This is a genomic window from Ruegeria sp. H4, assembly GCF_056533065.1.
Genome location: NZ_JBQFOC010000001.1, coordinates 127,995 through 146,410 on the forward strand (window position 1 = coordinate 127,995; position 18,416 = coordinate 146,410).

The 18,416-nt window shown below is 57.2% G+C and carries 18 protein-coding genes; 12 read left to right on the forward strand and 6 right to left on the reverse strand.

The window, feature by feature from the left end; translation table 11 throughout:
* Positions 1-3: 3 nt before the first annotated feature.
* The gene (locus tag ACR0KG_RS00600; RefSeq protein WP_480550459.1) at positions 4-876 is read left to right on the forward strand and encodes a ribokinase; all 873 of its coding nucleotides are present in this window, start codon (positions 4-6) and stop codon (positions 874-876) included.
* Here ACR0KG_RS00600 and msrA read toward each other — a convergent pair.
* The 3 genes from msrA to ACR0KG_RS00615 form a co-directional block, all read right to left on the reverse strand.
* Positions 873-1,544 carry a peptide-methionine (S)-S-oxide reductase MsrA gene (gene msrA, locus ACR0KG_RS00605; RefSeq protein WP_480543703.1) on the reverse strand — a complete coding sequence of 224 codons (672 nt, stop codon included), beginning with the start codon at positions 1,542-1,544 and terminating at the stop codon, positions 873-875. The genes ACR0KG_RS00600 and msrA overlap by 4 nt on opposite strands.
* 95 nt (positions 1,545-1,639) lie before the next feature.
* On the reverse strand, positions 1,640-1,921 hold the full coding sequence (locus ACR0KG_RS00610) for an SCP2 sterol-binding domain-containing protein (protein ID WP_480543702.1): 282 nt from the start codon (positions 1,919-1,921) through the stop codon (positions 1,640-1,642).
* Positions 1,922-2,055: 134 nt separating this feature from the next.
* Positions 2,056-3,282 (reverse strand): argininosuccinate synthase, encoded by a 1,227-nt coding sequence (locus ACR0KG_RS00615; RefSeq protein ID WP_170534242.1) that lies wholly within the window; start codon positions 3,280-3,282, stop codon positions 2,056-2,058.
* 144 nt (positions 3,283-3,426) lie between these two features.
* On the opposite strand from ACR0KG_RS00615, the gene ACR0KG_RS00620 reads away from it, so the two are divergent.
* Entirely contained in the window at positions 3,427-4,197 is a 771-nt protein-coding gene (locus tag ACR0KG_RS00620) for a hypothetical protein (RefSeq protein WP_480543701.1), read from the forward strand.
* A gap of 59 nt (positions 4,198-4,256) precedes the next feature.
* Positions 4,257-5,483: a threonine ammonia-lyase IlvA gene (gene ilvA, locus ACR0KG_RS00625; protein ID WP_480826179.1), complete on the forward strand. Its 1,227-nt coding sequence runs from the start codon at positions 4,257-4,259 to the stop codon at positions 5,481-5,483.
* Here ilvA and ACR0KG_RS00630 read toward each other — a convergent pair.
* On the reverse strand, positions 5,480-5,809 hold the full coding sequence (locus ACR0KG_RS00630) for an Hpt domain-containing protein (protein ID WP_480550467.1): 330 nt from the start codon (positions 5,807-5,809) through the stop codon (positions 5,480-5,482). The two genes, ilvA and ACR0KG_RS00630, sit on opposite strands and share 4 nt — an antisense overlap.
* A gap of 155 nt (positions 5,810-5,964) precedes the next feature.
* Here ACR0KG_RS00630 and ACR0KG_RS00635 point away from each other — a divergent pair, with 155 nt between their 5' ends.
* A complete protein-coding gene (locus ACR0KG_RS00635; protein WP_480826180.1) occupies positions 5,965-7,236 on the forward strand; it encodes a PP2C family protein-serine/threonine phosphatase in 1,272 nt (423 codons plus the stop codon).
* Here ACR0KG_RS00635 and ACR0KG_RS00640 read toward each other — a convergent pair.
* Positions 7,233-7,676 carry an NUDIX hydrolase gene (locus ACR0KG_RS00640; RefSeq protein WP_480826181.1) on the reverse strand — a complete coding sequence of 148 codons (444 nt, stop codon included), beginning with the start codon at positions 7,674-7,676 and terminating at the stop codon, positions 7,233-7,235. The two genes, ACR0KG_RS00635 and ACR0KG_RS00640, sit on opposite strands and share 4 nt — an antisense overlap.
* A 76-nt stretch (positions 7,677-7,752) precedes the next feature.
* Here ACR0KG_RS00640 and hslO point away from each other — a divergent pair, with 76 nt between their 5' ends.
* The 8 genes from hslO to ACR0KG_RS00680 all read left to right on the forward strand — a co-directional run bounded on the left by hslO (position 7,753) and on the right by ACR0KG_RS00680 (position 16,987).
* Positions 7,753-8,739 (forward strand): Hsp33 family molecular chaperone HslO, encoded by a 987-nt coding sequence (gene hslO / locus ACR0KG_RS00645; RefSeq protein ID WP_480550473.1) that lies wholly within the window; start codon positions 7,753-7,755, stop codon positions 8,737-8,739.
* The gene (locus ACR0KG_RS00650) at positions 8,714-9,328 is read left to right on the forward strand and encodes a CoA pyrophosphatase (protein WP_480550475.1); all 615 of its coding nucleotides are present in this window, start codon (positions 8,714-8,716) and stop codon (positions 9,326-9,328) included. Before hslO ends, ACR0KG_RS00650 begins: the two co-directional genes overlap by 26 nt.
* Complete coding sequence (locus ACR0KG_RS00655; RefSeq protein ID WP_480550477.1) at positions 9,325-10,479, forward strand: CCA tRNA nucleotidyltransferase; 1,155 nt, start codon at positions 9,325-9,327, stop codon at positions 10,477-10,479. Before ACR0KG_RS00650 ends, ACR0KG_RS00655 begins: the two co-directional genes overlap by 4 nt.
* Before the next feature lie 191 nt (positions 10,480-10,670).
* Positions 10,671-12,509 (forward strand): ABC transporter ATP-binding protein, encoded by a 1,839-nt coding sequence (locus ACR0KG_RS00660; RefSeq protein WP_480826182.1) that lies wholly within the window; start codon positions 10,671-10,673, stop codon positions 12,507-12,509.
* Positions 12,506-14,338 (forward strand): ABC transporter ATP-binding protein, encoded by a 1,833-nt coding sequence (locus tag ACR0KG_RS00665; protein WP_480826183.1) that lies wholly within the window; start codon positions 12,506-12,508, stop codon positions 14,336-14,338. The genes ACR0KG_RS00660 and ACR0KG_RS00665 overlap by 4 nt, the downstream gene beginning before the upstream one ends.
* 39 nt (positions 14,339-14,377) lie before the next feature.
* Positions 14,378-15,607, forward strand: coding sequence for a class I SAM-dependent RNA methyltransferase (locus tag ACR0KG_RS00670; protein WP_480826184.1), 1,230 nt, complete (start codon positions 14,378-14,380; stop codon positions 15,605-15,607).
* 13 nt (positions 15,608-15,620) lie between these two features.
* Complete coding sequence (locus tag ACR0KG_RS00675) at positions 15,621-16,406, forward strand: ion transporter (RefSeq protein WP_480550485.1); 786 nt, start codon at positions 15,621-15,623, stop codon at positions 16,404-16,406.
* A gap of 62 nt (positions 16,407-16,468) precedes the next feature.
* A complete protein-coding gene (locus ACR0KG_RS00680; protein ID WP_480543680.1) occupies positions 16,469-16,987 on the forward strand; it encodes a L,D-transpeptidase family protein in 519 nt (172 codons plus the stop codon).
* Here the strand turns inward: ACR0KG_RS00680 and ACR0KG_RS00685 are convergent.
* Complete coding sequence (locus ACR0KG_RS00685) at positions 16,971-18,416, reverse strand: nodulation protein NodH (RefSeq protein WP_480550487.1); 1,446 nt, start codon at positions 18,414-18,416, stop codon at positions 16,971-16,973. The two genes, ACR0KG_RS00680 and ACR0KG_RS00685, sit on opposite strands and share 17 nt — an antisense overlap.

Genomic DNA, 18,416 nt, shown 5'->3' on the forward strand with positions numbered 1-18,416 from the left:
GCAATGACAATCTGGAACCTCGGCTCGATCAACGCGGATATGGTCTATGCCTTGCCGCATCTGCCTGCGCCGGGGGAAACTCTGGCGGCTAGCGGGCTCGAGAAGTTTCTGGGTGGCAAGGGCGCCAATATGTCGGTGGCTGCCGCGCGGGCGGGATCACGCGTCAGCCATATCGGAGCGGTCGGTGCGGATGGGCGCTGGGCACAGGAGCGGTTGACGGAATATGGTGTCGATACGCGGTTTATTGCTGAGGCCAGCAGCCCCACGGGTCATGCCATCATTGCGGTCGATGCGCAGGGTGAGAACCTGATCATTCTGTATCCGGGCGCCAATCACGCGCTTGAAGATGGGCAGATCGGGCAGGCGCTTGCGTCTGCCAACACCGGCGATCTGCTTGTTTTTCAGAATGAAACCAACGCACAGGTCGAGGCCGCCCGCATGGCGCGCGAGCTTGGTCTGACCGTCTGCTATGCAGCTGCCCCGTTCGAGGCTGAGGCGGTTCAGGCCGTGCTGCCCTATCTGGATTTCCTAATCCTGAATGAGGTTGAAGCCGAACAGTTGAAACAGGAAACAGGTCTAAGTGCGGCCGAACTGCCTGTACGACATGTGATCGTGACGCTTGGGTCCAAGGGCGCGCGGTATCTACAGCAAGGCTGCGATCCGGTCGATTTTGCTGCGCATAAGGTGCAGGCCGTGGATACAACCGGGGCAGGCGATACTTTCACCGGCTACGTGCTGGCGGGAATGGATCGGGGTATGCCGATGGAACAGGCAATTCTGCAAGCCAACCGCGCCGCTGCCTTGATGGTGACACGGCACGGCACGGCGGATGTTATTCCGGACCTGCGGGAGGTGCGCGACGCGCAGTTCGATTAGGACCCGGCAAACGGTGCATCTGTACCCCAAAGCTGTTTGACCCGCGCGTCCCGACCGCAGGCTTTGCGATAAGCCTTATAGGCGTTCTTTTGGCGCTTGGGCCCAAAGCGGGTGAACACAACCTTTTCGCCCTTATAGTAATCCTGATGATAGGCTTCGGCCGGATAAAAGGTGGTTTCCTGTAGAATGGGCGTCACAACGGTTTGGCCGAGCGCGGATTGGGCCTCAGCCTTTGCTTGCTCGGCTAAGGCTTTTTCGCCTGTGTTAGAGACGAAAATAGCTGTGCGATAGCTGTCACCCCGGTCGCAGAACTGTCCGCCTGCATCGGTGGGATCAACAGAACGGAAGAACATGTCCAGCAAGGTATCCCGAGAGACTTTGCTGGGATCAAAGGTGATCTGAACCGCCTCATAATGGCCGGTTTCGCCCTTGGTCACGTCCTTGTAGCTGGGGTTGGCGGTGGTGCCACCGGTATAACCGGACACCGCACCAATTACGCCGGGTACCGTTTCAAAATCGGATTCGACACACCAGAAACACCCGCCGGCGACCGTTAGCGTTTCGGTTTCTGCGGCAGAACCCGGCAGGGCGCGCAGTAGTGCCGCCAGCAAGATTAGCACAAAAAGTAAGGAGGGTTTTATACAATCGAGATAAGCAGTCCGGGTCATGGCAGGTCTCCTTCCGAGACCAAGCTGCCCGTAGATGCCTCGCCTTGCAATGCGCTGACATCGATTGTCACGCGCTGGTGAGACGATTTTATCGTCTATCCCAGCAGCTGCCCCAGCTTCATCGCAACGCCCATATTGCCCGAAATCTTGAGCTTGCCCATGGCCACGCCGGTCATCGGATTCAGCTTACCAGTCAGCAATTTGGTCAGGTTGTCCTGTGAAATCCGGATCGTGCAGTCGGTTTCCCGATCCAGCGTACTGGCCTGATTGTCGGCCAGCACGATGACACCCGCCTCGCCGCAATCGAACTTGAGCGAGCCATCAAAGCTTTTGCCGTTCAGCCCTTTTTGAATTCCGTCGGCGATATCTTGCAGCATTGAGCGTCCCTTCTTGGTTGACGCAGGCGTAAAGATATCCAGACCCAACAGGCAAGCCTGACCCCACGGGAAGCAGCATATAAAAAACCCGGCATCCAAAGGATTGCCGGGTTTCCAAATTGTTCTGGGACGGCTTACTTGCTAAGCCGCTTGTCGCGCGCTGCCAGCAGTTTCAGGCGCAGCGCGTTTAGCTGGATAAAGCCTGCCGCGTCTTTTTGATCGTAGGCACCAGCGTCTTCCTCAAAGGTCACATGCGCCTCGGAATAGAGCGAATGATCCGACCAGCGGCCCACGGTCGAGGCCAGACCTTTGTACAGTTTCACCCGTACGGTTCCGGTGACATGTTCTTGCGATTTGTCGATGGCGGCCTGCAGCATTTCGCGCTCGGGTGAGTACCAGAAGCCGTTATAGATCAGTTCCGCATATTGCGGCATCAGCTGGTCTTTCAGGTGCATCGCGCCACGGTCCATGGTGATGGATTCGATCCCACGGTGTGCTTCCAGCAGGATGGTGCCGCCCGGAGTTTCGTAGATGCCGCGCGACTTCATGCCAACGAACCGGCCTTCGACCAGATCGAGACGACCGATGCCGTGCTTTCCGCCATACTCGTTCAGCTTGGTCAGGATAGTGGCCGGGCTCATCGCCTCGCCATTGATACTGACCGCATCACCTTTTTCGAAACCGATCTCGATGAATTCGGGCTCATTCGGCGCGTCCTCGGGGTGGACGGTGCGCTGGTAAACATAATCGGGCGCCATATCGGCGGGGTCTTCCAGAACTTTCCCTTCCGACGAGGTGTGCAGCAGGTTGGCATCGACTGAGAACGGTGCCTCGCCGCGTTTGTCCTTGGCAATCGGGATCTGGTTCTGTTCGGCAAATTCCAGCAGCTTGGTGCGGCTGGACAGGTCCCATTCACGCCAAGGCGCAATAACCTTGATGTCGGGGTTGAGCGCGTAAGCCGCCAGTTCGAACCGCACCTGATCGTTGCCCTTGCCGGTTGCGCCGTGGGCAACGGCATCAGCACCGGTCGCCTCAGCAATCTCAACCAGACGTTTCGAGATCAGAGGCCGCGCGATCGAGGTGCCCAGCAGATACAGGCCTTCGTATTGAGCATTGGCGCGGAACATCGGGAAGACAAAGTCGCGGACGAATTCTTCGCGGATGTCTTCGATATAGATGTTTTCGGGCTTGATCCCCAGCAGCTCGGCCTTCTGACGAGCGGGTTCCAGCTCCTCGCCCTGACCCAGATCGGCGGTGAAGGTCACGACCTCACAACCATACTCGGTCTGCAGCCATTTCAGAATGATCGAGGTATCAAGGCCACCGGAATAGGCCAAAACAACTTTCTTGGGCGCGGACATCTGATTTCCCTTTGTGCGAAGAACGACTGGCCCCTAGCGGGTTTTGAACGCGGGGGCAAGTTATGTGCGTTGACCATGCATGGGAATTGGGGTGAAACGGGCGGATAGAGAACAAGGATTGGTTGAGAGGGCAGAGTTTTGGATTTGAGTTGGAAGATTTTTGCGCACGCAGTTGTAATGGTTCTCGGAAACGTGACAGCGGTCATTCGGATATTTTGGGCACCTGCCGCGCTTAGCATCGCGGTGATAGGATCGTTTCTCTATTTGTCCGGTATGAGCGACTACCTAGTTTGGGGCAAGACCGTAACTATTCCAAAAGAAAACATTCCTTCTTTCTTTTTTGTATGGTTCTTTTTGATCTGGATTCTGACAGCCATCATAAGCGCTTGGGGTGTTACCACCTGGCACCGATATATCTTGCTGGAAGAGTTTACCTCGGGCTTCATTCCCCGGTTTGATATCAAGCTAGCAGTTGGTTACGTCCTGAGACTGTTTCTGTTGGGAATCATTTTCTTGGCAATTGCTATTCCGACTGGTTTCGTGCTTATGAACGTCGCCCAAGTCATTTGGCCCGTTGCGTTGGCGGGCTTGGTTTTTGTGTTGGTTTTGGTTGGCGTCGCTTTCCTGAGATGGTCGCTTGTTTTGCCCTCATTTGCTGTCGATAAAGCGATGGGCCTGTCAGAGGGTTGGAACGCTTGGAGCCGAATCCACAACCCGGGGAGGACCGCTTTGGGGCTGATTTTCTTCTACGTGATGTTTCAACTGATTGTGAGCTTTGCAATCAACTTGCTTCAGTTCATTCCGCCCATTCACGGTATTCTGTCACTTGCCTTTCAAGTCTTCTTGGCGATTCTGAACATTAGTATCCTAACGACGGTTTATGGCTACGTTGTGGAAAAGCGCGAGCTCACCTGACCCCTCGTACACATATGTATTCCTTGCCCTTTTAGTCGGGATAGGCCACTGAAACGGTCATGACTGACTTCATGACCCGTGCCCGAACCGCCGAACAGGCGATGCGTACCGTGTTCCCTGCAACACCGTTGCAGCGAAACGCGCATTTGTCCGACCGTTATGGTGCGGATATTTGGCTGAAGCGCGAAGACCTCAGCCCGGTGCGGTCCTACAAGATTCGTGGCGCGTTTAATGCGATGCGCAAACAGCAGGGGCAGGACCTGTTCGTTTGCGCCAGCGCGGGCAACCACGCGCAGGGCGTGGCCTATATGTGCAAGCATCTGGGCGTGAAGGGCGTGATCTTCATGCCGGTGACGACCCCGCAGCAAAAAATCCAAAAAACCCGCATCTTTGGTGGTGACAATATCGAGGTTTACCTGACCGGGGACTATTTCGACGACACTTTGGCCGCGGCGCAGGCGTGGTGCTCCGCGCAGGGCGGGCATTTCCTGTCTCCCTTTGATGATGAGGATGTGATCGAAGGTCAGGCGTCTTTGGCGGTTGAGATCGAAGAACAGCTGGGCCAAGTGCCTGACCATGTGCTGCTGCCTGTGGGTGGCGGTGGTATGTCCGCTGGAGTGGCGACCTGGTTCAGGGATCGCACCCATTGCCTGTTTGTCGAACCCAAGGGCGGTGCCTGTCTGCATGCGGCGATGGCGGCGGGGCATCCGGTGGCGTTGGATCACGTGGACAATTTCGTCGATGGTGCGGCGGTTGGGAAGATCGGGGCCAAGCCGTTCGAATTGCTGAAATCACGGCATCTGTCAGATGTGCTGGTTCTATCTGAGGATCGTATCTGCACCACCATGATCGAGATGCTGAATGTCGAAGGCATCGTGCTAGAGCCCGCAGGCGCCCTGGCCATCGAAGCGATTGCAGATGTGCAAAGCTTTATTCGCGGCAAAACTGTTGTTTGCGTGACCTCGGGCGGCAATTTCGATTTTGAACGCCTGCCCGAGGTCAAAGAGCGCGCGCAGCGCTATTCCGGGGTCAAGAAATACTTCATTTTGCGCCTGCCGCAGCGCCCTGGCGCGTTGAAAGAGTTCCTGAACATCCTAGGCCCCGAGGATGACATTGCCCGGTTTGAATACATGAAGAAATCCGCGCGCAACTTCGGGTCAGTCCTGATCGGGATCGAAACCCGCAAGCCCGAGAATTTTGCGCGCCTGTTTGCGCATCTGGATGAGGCCGGGTTTACCTATACCGACATCACCGAAGATGAGACGCTGGCACAGTTCGTGATTTAGGTCAGATTGCTAGGTAATTCGGCCTGAAACACAGATTTGGATGCGTCATAAACGGCCAGGATTTCGGTTAGATCCACCTCTGCCGCTTGCCCGGCGGCAGCCCGGCGTTCGCCATCCTGACAGAGTTTCGAGAACTGATTGAAGCCCAAGCTCATGGCGCTGCCTTTGAGGAAATGCAGGTTCTGTTCCAACTCAAGTCGTTCGGTATCGGCATGCAGGCGCGCGATCACTTCCTGCACCTCGTCCAGAAAGATTTCGATGACCTCATCAATTTCATCTGCGCCGACCTCGTCCCGCAATTGTCTGACTCGCGGCCAGTGGATCATCGTCATCCTCCTGAATCGGAATAAGGGTGATCTTTGCTAACGCATGTCCGGTAAATGTGCGGTTAAGGCCAAAGACCATAGCGCCTTCACGGGATGTTAAACCCCAGCGCGATAGGTTTGCCGCGTCCCTGAAGAAGGAAGCCTGGGGTTAAAGGGTGTCAGCACTAAGTCTTGAACAAACCGGTTCTGAACTGGATTTCGGTGCGATCCGAAAGGTGCTGGTCGTGGATGACAGCCGCCTGCAAAGGCGCATTCTGGTGGCCTCGCTCAAGAAATGGGGATTTGAGGTGCTTGAGGCAGACAACGGTGAAAAGGCCCTTGAGCTTTGCGCCGAGTTTGCACCTGATCTCGTGCTCAGCGATTGGGTGATGCCAGGCATGAGCGGACTGGAGTTCTGCCGTGATTTTCGCGCGCTCGATTCTGAACACTACAGCTATTTCATCCTTCTGACATCGAAAAGCGAAAAGCAGGAAGTCGCGCGTGGGCTGGATGCCGGGGCGGATGATTTTCTAATCAAGCCGCTAGAGGCTGATGAACTGCGGGCCCGTATTTCTGCGGGCGCACGCATATTGGATATGCAGAGAGAGCTTTCGGATAAGAACCGACTGATCGAATCTGCACTCGACGAGCTGAAGCTGGCCCATGATGCGATCGACAAAGACCTGAAACAGGCCCGCAAGATACAGGAATCACTGGTCCCGGAATTGACGCGAGAGTTCGGTGTTTCCCGGGTCAGTCTGTTATTGAAGCCCTGTGGTCATATTGGCGGCGATCTGGTGGGCATGTTCTCGCCCGGCCAGAACCGGCTTGGATTCTACAGCATTGACGTTTCGGGTCATGGGATCACATCCGCGATGATGACGGCACGACTTGGCGGTTATCTGTCCAGCCAGCACTTCGATCAGAATGTGGCGCTGGAAAAACGGATGAACAAATTCTACGCGCTGTTGCCGCCGGAGCAAGTGGCCGAAACGCTCAATTCACGTTTGATGGTGGACACCGGGATCGAAGAGTATTTTACGATGGTCTACGCAATTGTTGATCTGCGCAGCGGGCATATGAAAATGGTGCAGGCCGGACATCCGTACCCCTTGCTGCTGAGGCAGGATGGCAGCACCGAATATCTTGGCGATGGCGGCCTTCCCATCGGATTGATCCCAGACGCGAGTTTTCAGCAGATTGAAACAAAGCTGAATCCGGGTGACCGGCTTTTGCTGCATTCCGATGGTTTCACGGAATGTCACCTGGCAGAAGGCGGGCTGCTGGAGGAGGAGGGTCTACGTGAAATGGCGTTGGACTGTGCGTCTGGCCAGGGTGGATCAGAATTTCTGGATGATATGTTCTGGCGGCTGACCCAGCGCATGCCGCCCAACGAAGGCATGGGAGACGACGTTTCGGCGGTATTTTTTGAATATAACGGGCACTAAAGACCGTTCAGGTGCTGGGCTGCAAAGTGGCGGTCGCCGTCATTTCTCAGCAGCTCAACCGCATCCGCGCTGTGCATCCAAAGCGCCTCGTGAAAGGCTTCGGTTGGCGGGCCCAATTGCAGGACAGGGCGGGCGCGGTAAATCAGGCAGACCTTCTCGGCCCATAAATCGTATTCGGGCATATAAGTGAAGCGGCGAAAGGCGCCGACGCGTTCCGGCGAGGCGATGCGCCATCCGGTTTCCTCATAAACCTCACGATGCAGCGCGGTAATGGGCGATTCGCCGGGATCAATACCACCGCCCGGCAGCTGCAGATCTGGCCCCGGTTCGGTCTGGCAGGTCAAAAGCAGGTGCTTTTCACGCGGAAGCAACGCATAAACGCCCACCCTGCGCGTATAGGATCGCCCGGGTTCAGGGCTTTCACCAAACCGTCTGATCATGTATGGCCCCTTACAACCCAAACTCTGTGACCTATATGGTGCCGGTATGCCAACCTGTGGCGTGTAAGGAAACCCCATGTCTCTTGGAACAAAAATCGCGTGGGACGATACCGTCCTGCCCTTTCAACTTGATGTGTCCGACATGCGTGGCCGCGTCGCCCGCCTGGACGGGGTGCTGGATGGCATCCTGAAGCAGCATGACTATCCCGAACAGGTCGAGGCGCTGGTGGCCGAGATGGCCTTGCTGACCGCATTGATCGGCCAGACCGTGTCGCTGCGCTGGAAGCTGTCGTTGCAGGTTCAATCCAAGGGCGCGGTGCGCATGATCGCAACCGATTATTATGCGCCCACTGTCGAAGGTGAACCCGCACGTATTCGCGCCTATGCCAACTTTGACCGGGATCGACTGACCAACAGCGCCCCCTTTGATCAGGTGGGCGAAGGGTATTTTGCGATCATGATCGATCAGGGCGAAGGCACGCAGCCTTATCAGGGCATTACTCCGTTGGACGGAGCGTCGATCAGCGCCTCGGCCGAGGCATATTTCGCCCAATCCGAACAGCTGCCAACCCGTTTCTCGCTGAGCTTCGGCAAATCGACCGAACCTGAAGTGGGTGAGCATTGGCGCGCCGGCGGGATCATGTTGCAGCACATGCCCAAAGCTTCGCCCTTTGCGGCCTCGGGTGAGGGGACGGGTGAAATCCTCACCGCCAACGATCTGGTCGACGGCGAAGAAGGTGAAAACTGGGGCCGGGTCAACATCCTTCTGGATACGGTTGATGATCTGGAACTGATCGGCCCATCCATCGCGCCGACCGATCTGTTGATCCGCCTGTTTCACGAAGAAAGCCCACGCGTCTATGACGCGCAGATGGTACAGTTTGGCTGCACCTGTTCGGAAGAACGCGTACGTCAAAGCTTATCGATCTATTCGGCTAGGGACATTGAAAAGATGACGACGCCCGAAGGCAAGGTTACTGCCGATTGTCAGTTTTGCGGGGCGCATTATGTGCTGGATCCCGCGACGGTTGGTTTTGATGCGGAAGACGCCAGCGGTGCATGATCCGACGGATCAGATTGCTGCGGCGTTGCATCGTCCGGGCCATGGGTCCAGTGATTTTGATCTGAACCCTGAAACTGTACTTCCCCCCGGGCGCAAATTGCGTCCGGCCGGGGTTCTGGTGCCGATCTCAGTTTCCGGGGATGTGCCGCGTTTGATCCTGACAAAGCGGTCATCGGCTTTGAAACACCATCCCGGCCAGATCGCCTTTCCTGGGGGCAAACAGGATGAAGGTGACGCGGATATCACCGCCGCCGCCCTGCGCGAAGCGCATGAGGAAATTGGCCTGCATCCAGAGTTGCCCGAAGTGATCGGCTTTCTACCCAGCCATGAAACGGTGACCTCGTTCGCTGTTACCCCGGTTGTGGCCATCATCCGCCAAGGTTTTGATCCAGTGCCCGAGCCGGGCGAAGTGGATGAGGTTTTCTCAGTTCCACTTGCACATCTGCTAAAGCCCGAGAATTATGTGATCGAGTCGCGCCGGTGGCGTGGCCAACGGCGGAAATACTTCGCTGTTCCCTATGGTCCTTATTACATCTGGGGCGCGACGGCTCGCATATTGCGCGGGCTTGCAGCACGGGTAAGTGAATGAAGCAGATCAGCGCGCCTTGGGTTTCGGACCCGGCGACTCAGGCGGTTTGTGAAGCCCTCACCACAGGAGGGGCGCAGGCCCTGTTCGTGGGCGGATGCGTGCGCAACGCCCTGCTGGGCGCGCCCGTTTCGGATATTGATATTGCCACGGATGCGCATCCCGAACGGGTGATGGAACTGGCTCAAAAGGCTGGCCTTAAGGCGATTCCGACGGGGTTGGAACACGGCACGATTACCATCGTTTGCGATCATACCCCACATGAAGTCACGACCTTTCGACGCGATGTGGAAACCGATGGCCGCCGTGCGGTTGTGGACTTTGCCGACACCGTTGAAGAAGACGCCGCGCGCCGCGATTTCACAATGAACGCGATCTACGCGCAGCCCGACGGCACGGTGCTGGACCCGCTGTCAGGCTTGCCTGACCTTCAGGCGCGGCGCGTGCGGTTTATTGGAACGGCCGAAAACCGCATCCGCGAGGACTATCTGCGCTCGCTGCGCTATTTCCGGTTTCACGCCTGGTATGGCGACGCCGATGCCGGATTTGACGCCGATGCGCTCGCTGCGATTGCGTCCAATCTGGATGGGCTGACAACGCTATCCCGTGAACGGGTCGGGGCTGAGCTGATAAAACTGCTAGGCGCGCCAGACCCTGCGCCCTCGGTGGCTGCGATGCGCAGCGCGGGTGTCTTGGCTCATCTGTTGCCCGGTGCGGATGACCGTGCCATGGCGCCGCTGATCGCTATAGAACAGGCCGCCGGTGCCGCGCCTGATCCGGTGCGCCGGCTGGCCGCGATTGCAACACCCGAGGATGCCGCGACACTGCGCTTGAGCCGGGCGCAACTGCAACGCATGACCCGAATGCGGGAGGAGGCGCAGGCCTCAACCAGCATCGAAGAGTTGGGCTATCGCTACGGCGACGACGGAGGCCTGCACGAAACCTTGCTGCGCTGTGCCTTCTTCGAACACCCCTGGTCAGAGGACTTGCGCCAAGCTCTCCATCACGGTGCAGCGGCACGTTTCCCGATCAGCGCCGCCGATCTGATCCCCAACTTCACCGGCCCCGCGCTGGGCAAGAAACTGGCCGAGCTTGAGGCGCGGTGGATCGCATCTGACTTCACCCTGACCCGCGAGGAATTGCTGGCCGGTTGAAGTGAAGTCTCAAAAAGGGATGACAAACGATTTTGTTTGTGGTTACGTGCGGCAGACTCATGGATGGAGGAATGCGAATGTATTACGGGATCTGGTTCGGCTAAAGCCAGGGCACTTTCCCCGTAAAGGGTGGTGTTCAGGCGCCATTCTTCTTCGCATGTCTGTATTTCTGCTCAATCGGAGCACTCTCCATGTTTCGCTATTTCGAAAACCTTGTTGACCCTTTTGTCGCCTATCGTGAGACCGATAAGCCACCCACACGGCTGTGGCCGTTCATGCTGGATTACTCGCGCCCATTTTTCCGGGTTTTCTTTTGGGCTGCGCTGATTTCCATCATCGTGGCTGCTGTTGAGATCGGGTTGATCTACTATATGGGCCGTGTCGTGGACCTGTTGGGGGGCACCCCCGCAGAGGTCTGGCAAAACCACGGGACCGAGCTGTTGTTGATGGCAGGCTTTATCCTGCTGTTGCGTCCGCTGCTGCATCTGGTCGATGTGCTGCTGCTGAACAACACGATCCTGCCGAACTTTGGTACGCTGATCCGCTGGCGGGCGCATAAACACGTTCTGCGTCAGTCCGTTGGCTGGTTCGAGAATGACTTTGCAGGCCGCATTGCCAACCGGATCATGCAAACCCCGCCCGCGGCAGGCGAGGTGGTGTTTCAGGTCTTTGACGCCATCTCATTCTCGCTGGCTTATTTGATTGGTGCTGCGATCTTGCTTTATGCGGCTGATGCACGCCTGCTGATCCCTTTGCTCATCTGGTTTGCGTTGTATGGGCTGCTTGTCCACTGGACGGTGAAACGAGTCGGCCCCGCGTCTCAGGCTGCATCTGATGCGCGTTCGACTGTCACGGGCCGGGTTGTCGACAGCTACACCAACATCCACTCGGTCAAGATGTTTGCTCATGGCCGACAGGAGCTGGATTATGCGCGTGAAGCGATCGAGGAAACGCGTCGGACCTTTCAGGTCGAGATGCGGATATTCACGATCATGGATGCGGTTCTGGTTACTTTGAACGGCTTTCTGATCGTTGGGGTTGTAGGCTGGGCGATTGCTCTTTGGATGCAGGGTACCGCTTCGGTTGGCGTTGTTGCGGCTGCAACGGCGCTGACCCTGCGCTTGAACGCGATGACCGGATGGATCATGTGGGCGCTGACCAGCTTCTTCCGCCAGCTTGGCATCGTGGCCGAAGGGATGGAGACGATTGCTCAGCCCATCGATCTGCTGGACGCGCCCGGCTCAAAGCCGTTGCAGCTCAGCAAAGGCCAGATCGAAATCCGCGATCTGTCGCACCACTACGGTCGTGAAACGGGTGGTCTGGATCATATCAACCTGACCATTCAGCCGGGCGAAAAGATCGGCCTGATTGGGCGGTCTGGTGCCGGTAAATCGACCCTAGTTAAGCTGCTTTTGCGGTTTTATGACGTCGAACGAGGAGCGATCCTGATCGATGATCAGAACATTGCCCAGGTTACGCAAGACAGCTTGCGCAGTCATATCGGCATGGTTCAGCAGGACAGCGCGCTGTTGCACCGGTCGGTGCGTGACAACATCCTCTATGGTCGCCCGGATGCGACTGAAGAACAGATGATTGCTGCCGCCAAACAGGCTGAGGCGCATGAATTCATCCTTGACCTGCAAGATCCGCGGGGGCGCACCGGTTATGACGCGCATGTGGGTGAACGGGGCGTGAAATTGTCCGGCGGTCAGCGGCAGCGGGTGACGCTTGCCAGGGTGATTTTGAAGGACGCGCCGATCTTGTTGTTGGATGAGGCGACATCTGCCCTAGATTCCGAGGTTGAAGCGTCCATTCAGGAAACCCTCTACGGCATGATGCAAGGTAAAACCGTGATCGCCATTGCCCACAGGCTCAGCACCATCGCGCAGATGGACCGTATTCTGGTTATGGATGCGGGCCGGATTGTCGAAGAAGGCGCGCATGCTGATCTTCTGGCGCAGGGTGGACTTTACGCCCAGTTCTGGGCGCGGCAATCTGGCGGCTTCATGAACCCGGAGGCCGCTGAATGAGGGTCGCTGACCTCATCAACCCGTTCAAAAACATCGAAACGCCTCCACCACAAACGTTGGGGGCGTTCATTCGCTGGGCGTTGTCCGGTGCTTGGCCCATGCTTTTTGTTGCGGCCTTCTTCTCGGCGGCAGCCGGTACGATGGAGGCGGGAACAGCCTGGATATTGGGCCGGGTTATCGATTTGGCCACGACCAGCGGGCCCGACGGGTTTCTGACCGGCAGTAATTTGTGGATGATCCTGGGTGGCATTGCCTTCTTTATGCTGTTGCGGCCTGTATTTTTTGGGTTCTCGGCCTTCTCGAACAACTATGTCGTCATGCCGAATATCCCGCCGCTGGTTCTGGCCAAGCTGAACCGATGGACGCTGGGCCAGTCGGTCACGTATTTCGACGATGATTTTGCGGGACGGATCGCGCAGAAACAGGTTCAGACAGCGACTGCTCTGGCCTCAGTTGTCTCGGAAACGATCAGTGCAATTGTCTTTGCTTTGGCTTCTCTAGTGGGCTCATTGCTTTTGTTAGGGTCTATTCATCCTCTGGTGATGCTGCCCTTTGTTGCCTGGTTGGTGGTCTATTTCATGTTGGTGCGTTGGTATTTGCCGCGTATCCGCAAACGATCAGGTGCACGGGCAGGTGCGCGTGCAATGGTGTCGGGGCAAATCGTCGATACGATCACCAATATCAAAACGGTCAAACTGTTTGCCCATGCCCGGCATGAGGATCAGGCAGCGCGCAATTCGATGGTTGATCTGCGGGAGCGTTCGTTAGAGTTCGGGCTACTTTCGGCCAGCTTTCGGGTCATTCTTATGACTTTGGCGGGTGTGCTGCCCGTGATGCTTATTGGGGCGACGCTGTGGCTTTGGCAGAGCGGTGTTGCGACCACCGGTGATATCGTGGCGGCAGGGGCTGTTTCGGTCCGTATCTCGCAGATGACTGGTTGGGTCAGCTTCACGCTGATGGGGCTGTACGCCAATGTTGGTGAGATTGAGAACGGGATGAAAACCCTGGCCAAGCGCGACCGGGTCGAGGATGCATCGCAGGCCAAAGATCTGGTAGTGACCCATGGCGCGATCACATTTGACGACGTCAGCTTTGCCTACGGCCGGGAAATCGGGGGCGTTTCAGAACTGGAATTGACCATTAAACCGGGCGAAAAGCTTGGGATTGTCGGGGCATCCGGGGCAGGCAAATCTACCCTCGTTTCGCTACTACTCAGGCTCTACGATGGGGAAAATGGCGTTATTAGCATCGATGGGCAGGACATCTCGCAGGTGACGCAGGACAGTTTGCGCCGTCAGATTGGCATGGTCACGCAGGAAACGGCCATGTTCAATCGGTCCGCACGTGAAAATATCCTGTATGGGCGCCCAGATGCATCCGAGGATGAAATGATCGAGGCAGCCGAAAAAGCCGAGGCGCATGAGTTCATCCTGAGTCTGGAGGATGCGCAGGGTCGCAAAGGCTATGATGCACATCTGGGTGAGCGCGGCGTGAAGCTCAGTGGGGGTCAGCGACAACGGATCGCATTGGCCCGCGCCATTTTGAAAGATGCCCCGATCCTGGTGCTGGATGAGGCCACATCGGCGTTGGATTCTGAGGTCGAAGCCTTGATCCAAACCGCGCTGCATCGCGTGATGCAGGGCAAAACCGTTCTGGCCATTGCGCATCGTCTGTCCACACTCAGCGAGATGGACCGGATCGTCGTTCTGGACCAGGGGCGCATTGTCGAAACCGGCACGCATGACGCGCTGTTGGACCAGGGCGGTCTGTATGCGCGGTTCTGGCATCGCCAGTCGGGTGGTTTCATTCAGGCAGAAGCCGCCGAATAAGGGTTTTGTTGCGGCCAAACCCCCGTTATCAGGCCCGGTATGACCGAAACCTACACCATAAACCGGCTTGGCCATCAGGGCGACGGCATCGCCGACGGCCCGGTCTATGCGCCCCGCACCCTTCCGGGTGAGGTGGTTTCGGGTACGTTGCTGGGTCAGTTTCTATCGGACATCCGCGTGGAAACTCCATCGGACCAACGCGTGAAAGCGCCTTGCCGCCATTACAAAGCCTGCGGCGGGTGCCAGCTGCAGCATGCATCGGACGCTTTTGTTGCTGATTGGAAGGTGGATGTTGTCCGAACCGCGCTGTCCGCACAGGGGTTGGAGGCGCCCATGCGTCCAATCCATATCTCGCCCGAACGCTCACGCCGTCGTGCGACAATCGCAGTGCGTCGGACCAAAAAGGGGATGCTGGCCGGGTTTCACGGGCGCGCATCTGACGTAATCACAGAAATCCCGGATTGCCATCTGCTGGATCCCGCATTGATCGCCGGTATTCCCGTGGCCGAGGCGCTTGCGATGCTGGGCGGCAGCCGCAAGGGCGTTCTGGCCGTGACACTGACCTTGTCCGACGGCGGGCTGGATGTTGCGGTTGCGGGTGGCAAACCGCTGGATGGGCCGTTGGAACTGGCTCTTGCGCAAGCGACTGAAAAGCACGGGCTTGCCCGGCTCAGCTGGGATGGTGAGGTCATCGCCATGCGCCAGCCCCCAATTCAGCGGTTCGGGCAGGCGGAGGTCACACCACCTCCGGGCGCGTTCCTGCAGGCGACGAAGGATGGTGTGCAGGCTCTAACACGTGCTGTTTTGGAGGCAACGCAAGGTGCCAAGCGCGTTGCTGATCTGTTCGCGGGCAGCGGGACGTTTTCATTACCACTGGCTCAGACGGCCGAGGTTCATGCAGTTGAGGGCGAAGCCGCGATGGCCCAAGCACTGGATCAGGGCTGGCGCAGGGCGACGGGGTTGAAGCGCGTCACGACCGAGGCGCGCGATCTGTTTCGCCGCCCATTGATGCCCGATGAGTTGAAGGCCTTTGATGCGGTCATTCTGGACCCACCACGCGCGGGGGCAGAGGCGCAGGTGGCTGAACTGGCACAAGCGCTGCGCCCAGTGATCGCTTATGTGTCCTGTAACCCGGTGACCTTCGCGCGCGATGCAAAAATGCTTGTCAACGCCGGCTACACCCTTGAATGGGTACAGGTTGTTGACCAATTTCGGTGGTCATCACATACGGAACTGGCCGCGCGGTTTGTGTTGAACCCCGCATCCTGAGGAGACAGCGAACATGGGCTTTCGACAGCGATTGCAGCACATCATCGAAACACCCATGTTTGGGCGTTTCATCACCGGTGTGATCATGTTCAACGCCGTGCTGTTGGGTATGGAAACCTCTCCGACCTTGATGGAGATCGCAGGCCCGCTGATTGTGACGCTTGATAAGCTTTGCCTTGCCATTTTCGTTGCTGAGATTGCGATGAAACTGGTGGCGACAGGGCGCAACTTTTTCAAAAGCGGCTGGAATCTGTTCGATTTTGTGATCGTGGGGATCGCTTTGGTGCCCAGTGCTGGCAGCCTGTCGGTTCTGCGGGCGCTGCGGATACTGCGGGTGTTGCGCGTCATTTCGGTTGCACCGCGCCTGCGCCGGGTGGTCGAAGGCTTCATCTCGGCCTTACCGGGTATGGCCAGTGTGTTCCTGCTGATGGCGATCCTGTTCTATATCGGCTCGGTGATCTCGACCAAGCTGTTCTCGGAAAGCTTCCCAAACTGGTTCGGCGATCTGGGCCTGTCAGCCTATACATTGTTCCAGATCATGACGCTGGAAAGCTGGTCCATGGGCATCGTCCGCCCCGTGATGGAAGTGTATCCCTACGCATGGCTTTTCTTTGTTCCGTTCATCATGGTGACGACCTTCGCGGTGGTGAACCTGCTGGTTGGTCTGATCGTAAACTCGATGCAGGATGCGCATCATGCCGAGGATGAGGTCAAAACCGATGCCTACCGTGATGAGGTACTTGAGCGGCTGGAAGCCATCGAACGCCGCTTAATTGAGCAATCGAACATCAAAAAGTGATTTCAGTTTTTTGATTTTTTGGCATAATAGCCAAAAAAAACCAGAGTAGCAGGCAGTGAAACATGGATCGTCGAGCATTTGGATTGGGTGCGATGGCTACGCTAAGCCTTTCGGCTTGTGCCTCAGCCAGCCCTAGAATTCTATCTTACAATGGGCCCGAGGTGACCTCTTTGGTCGTCAACAAGGGTGCGCGGAAGCTGTATCTTCTGCACAACGAACAGATACTTCGACAATATGATGTCGATCTGGGCTTTGCGCCCAGAGGTACCAAAACCAAGCGTGGCGATGGGCGCACGCCCGAGGGCACATATCTGATCGACCGCCGTAACCCGCGCAGCCGGTATCATCTGTCGCTGGGGATTTCCTATCCAAACTCGGCTGATATCGCCAAGGCCAAAGCCGCCGGAGTCGATCCGGGCGGGGATATCTTTATCCACGGCCAGCCGAACCTGCGGTCAGAATTCAAGCGCGCGAAAAAGACGCCGGATTGGACGGCGGGCTGCATCGCGGTCAAGAATGACGAGATGGAAGAGATCTACGCGATGGTCAATCGGGGGACGTTGATCACCCTGCGGGCCTGACCGGGCGCCATTCGCCAAACCCGAATTGATCAAAGTCGCGCTGGTAGGTTTCAGCTGCCAGCGCCTGCAACCTGTCATCGCAGATCTGATTCAGTGAAAACGGAGTTTCCGCTGCGCTGGTACCCGGCGCTGGCGGATTGTCATGGCCCATGATCCGCGCCAGATCGGGCAGGGTGGTTGGCAACTCATCCTCGCGCAGGATCAGGTCAGGCATCGCGAAGGTTGATATCCCCTCTAGTGCTTGCGCCTGGGTGCACCAGCTTGCATCCACGCGGATTGGGGTTTGGCCCGCAATGTTGTGGCGCAGAAAGGTCAGGAAGGCAGAAAATGCTTCATAGTGCTGGTCTTTGGAATAGTTCTTTTCGCGCACCTGACCGGGGATCGGCAGTTTGAACCGATTGCGCAATTGCGTGCGGAGGTCTTCATAACACTCCGGCCCTTTGTTCAGGATATGGGTGCAGAACGTGCTATGCGCGCGCGCCAAGGGATGGCGTAGCACCGTGAATTTGCGATGACCGGGCGAAGATCGCATCCAATCGCGAACCATGTCGGGCGTCAGTTCAGTGCGCAATTCATCGGCACCCACACCGTCCAGCGCGGCCATCCAGTGCTGCACAACCGGATCGATACCACCATTCAGGGGCATGTAGATCAGCGGAGTTTTGGCTGCGAGGATGTATCCACTCACTGCAGGATCGCGCTTGGGCTCGAAGTTTGGGCCGCGGGTGATGGAGAGCAGGTCCAGCCTGGATAGTGTTTTTTGCATTTCATCCGGGTTGGTGACTTTGGACACGGCCGGTGTCGGGTTCTGCGGTTTCAGCCGGTCATCCAATTGGCCCAGCCTTGACGAAACCCCAAGCCAGGCGGCCAGGCCGTTCAGAATGCTCAGATCGGTCAGGTCGTTGTAATCAATGTAGAACGCGGCCTGACCAGTGCGTTGCAGATGGGCGTGCAGGCGGGACTGAAACCCATAGTGCCCATCCAGATAGTCCGAAAATTCGCGCCCGTCGAAGTCAACTTGGGCCTCAAGCCGTCGTTTGATGTTCTTTAGCTGCCACTGCTTGGTTTTGCGCACGATCTTGAGCGACAGATAGCTGTCCAGCGGATTGCGGGTCAGAATGATCTTGGCACAACGTGGATCATTCAGGGCTGGCTCCAGCACCCTGGGATCATGGTCCTGAAAATATCGGAAGCCGTTCAACGCATTTGCGTCAGAGCACATCGCCTCTATCAGCTGTGCGGGATCCTTATCCCTTTGTTCCAACGTTATGCCCAATACATCCTGCGCTTTGACGCGACCAATGAAGTGCGGGTTGAAGGCTTCTCCATGACAGGTGATGCTCTCGAGTGCGTTCAGATTGGCCTCAAGCAGGTTCGAGCCTGTGCGCATGGCGGCCAGTATAATGAAGTAGTCAAACGGTCGCGTCAT

What these genes read in the sequence shown, in the direction of transcription:
- ACR0KG_RS00655 (WP_480550477.1), top strand. Translation starts at nt 9,325, where the DNA reads ATGAAGCAGATCAGCGCGCCTTGGGTTTCGGACCCGGCGACTCAGGCG.
- ACR0KG_RS00600 (WP_480550459.1), top strand. Translation starts at nt 4, where the DNA reads ATGACAATCTGGAACCTCGGCTCGATCAACGCGGATATGGTCTATGCC.
- ACR0KG_RS00685 (WP_480550487.1), bottom strand. Translation starts at nt 18,416, where the DNA reads ATGACGCGACCGTTTGACTACTTCATTATACTGGCCGCCATGCGCACA.
- ACR0KG_RS00665 (WP_480826183.1), top strand. Translation starts at nt 12,506, where the DNA reads ATGAGGGTCGCTGACCTCATCAACCCGTTCAAAAACATCGAAACGCCT.
- ACR0KG_RS00630 (WP_480550467.1), bottom strand. Translation starts at nt 5,809, where the DNA reads ATGATCCACTGGCCGCGAGTCAGACAATTGCGGGACGAGGTCGGCGCA.
- ACR0KG_RS00675 (WP_480550485.1), top strand. Translation starts at nt 15,621, where the DNA reads ATGGGCTTTCGACAGCGATTGCAGCACATCATCGAAACACCCATGTTT.
- msrA (WP_480543703.1), bottom strand. Translation starts at nt 1,544, where the DNA reads ATGACCCGGACTGCTTATCTCGATTGTATAAAACCCTCCTTACTTTTT.
- ACR0KG_RS00650 (WP_480550475.1), top strand. Translation starts at nt 8,714, where the DNA reads ATGCGGAAGACGCCAGCGGTGCATGATCCGACGGATCAGATTGCTGCG.
- ACR0KG_RS00670 (WP_480826184.1), top strand. Translation starts at nt 14,378, where the DNA reads ATGACCGAAACCTACACCATAAACCGGCTTGGCCATCAGGGCGACGGC.
- ACR0KG_RS00615 (WP_170534242.1), bottom strand. Translation starts at nt 3,282, where the DNA reads ATGTCCGCGCCCAAGAAAGTTGTTTTGGCCTATTCCGGTGGCCTTGAT.
- ACR0KG_RS00610 (WP_480543702.1), bottom strand. Translation starts at nt 1,921, where the DNA reads ATGCTGCAAGATATCGCCGACGGAATTCAAAAAGGGCTGAACGGCAAA.
- ACR0KG_RS00680 (WP_480543680.1), top strand. Translation starts at nt 16,469, where the DNA reads ATGGATCGTCGAGCATTTGGATTGGGTGCGATGGCTACGCTAAGCCTT.
- ACR0KG_RS00640 (WP_480826181.1), bottom strand. Translation starts at nt 7,676, where the DNA reads ATGATCAGACGGTTTGGTGAAAGCCCTGAACCCGGGCGATCCTATACG.
- ACR0KG_RS00660 (WP_480826182.1), top strand. Translation starts at nt 10,671, where the DNA reads ATGTTTCGCTATTTCGAAAACCTTGTTGACCCTTTTGTCGCCTATCGT.
- hslO (WP_480550473.1), top strand. Translation starts at nt 7,753, where the DNA reads ATGTCTCTTGGAACAAAAATCGCGTGGGACGATACCGTCCTGCCCTTT.
- ilvA (WP_480826179.1), top strand. Translation starts at nt 4,257, where the DNA reads ATGACTGACTTCATGACCCGTGCCCGAACCGCCGAACAGGCGATGCGT.